Source organism: Pseudoxanthomonas sp. LjRoot204_2 (assembly GCF_056175765.1).
The window spans coordinates 1-1,200 of sequence record NZ_JBGFFG010000686.1; the positions used below are offsets into that span (position 1 = coordinate 1).

General features: G+C 69.4%; 1 protein-coding gene. It reads left to right on the plus strand.

The window, feature by feature from the left end:
- Positions 1-273: 273 nt before the first annotated feature.
- Positions 274-1,200: winged helix-turn-helix domain-containing protein (locus tag AC04L7_RS19095; RefSeq protein WP_475513760.1), on the plus strand; the 927-nt coding region annotated here is incomplete at its 3' end.

Here is a 1,200-nt window from a genome sequence, read left to right on the forward strand (position 1 = left end):
CCTCATCGCATGCAATCGCCCGACATCGCCGACGGCGGCGATTGCTGCCCATGCAAGGCCCGGATCGCGGCCCCTGTCACAAAACCCGGCGTCCGGCCGTCTTGTATCTCGTGCGGCCCGAATGGCTGCGGCCTTCATCTTCTTGACTGGATCATCGAATGAAAAAATCTGCGCTCGAGGCATTTCCCAACGCGGGCAAGCGGGTCGTCGCCGTCCGACGCCGCACGGGCCTGCCCGCGGCGCGGGCGTTGCGAGGGCTGACGAGTGGGTGACATGTACGGCATCGCGGCGCGCTCCACGTCATCGCAGGCGCATGCCGGCGCGTCGCAGGGGCCGAGCGAGGTCCGCTGGCGCTTTGGCGCGTTCATCGTCTGGGAGGCCCAGCGCCGGCTCGAAAGACTCGGGCAGAGCGTGCGCCTGGGCTCCCGCTCGTTCGAACTGCTGCTGCAACTGCTCAGGCGCGTGGGCGAAGTCGTGGGCAAGGACGAGCTGCTCGCCACCGTCTGGGCCGGGGTGGTGGTCGAGGAGTCCAGTGTGCGGGTCCACATCTCCGCGCTCCGCAAGGCCTTGGGGGAGCCGCAAGACGGGGACAACTGCAAGGAATGGATTTCGAACATTCCCCTGCGCGGCTACCGGTTCAATGGAACGGTTTTTCGCGAACAGGTCGGCATGCCGACCGAGGATCGGCCGGGGGCGGCGGCCCTGGCGTTCGCGAAGCTGCCGGAGCGCCTCACCCGGCGTGTGGGCCGCGACGCCGACATGGCGCGCGTGCTGGCGGCGCTCGCCACGCGCCGGCTGGTCACCATCGTCGGCGCCGGCGGCATCGGGAAGACCCGTGTCGCCATCCATGCGGCCGATTGCCATGCAGAACGCACGGCCATGCAATTGGCCTTCATCGATCTCTCGCCGCTGGTCTCGCAGGCCCATCTGGCGAGCACGGTGGCCCGGTCGCTCGGCGCGCCGCCGGACACCCCCGACACGACGCGGGCCATCCTCCAGAGGCTGGCGGACCGCGATGTGCTCCTGYTGATCGACAACTGCGAGCACATGCTGGACGCACTGGCGCCGCTCATCGCCGAACTGCTCGGCGCCCTGCCCGACCTGCGCGTCCTCGCAACCAGCCGGGAGGCCATTCGCATCGAGGGAGAACACGTCGAGCGGCTGTCGCCGCTCGCGGTGCCCGACGCGCAGTGTGCCGAC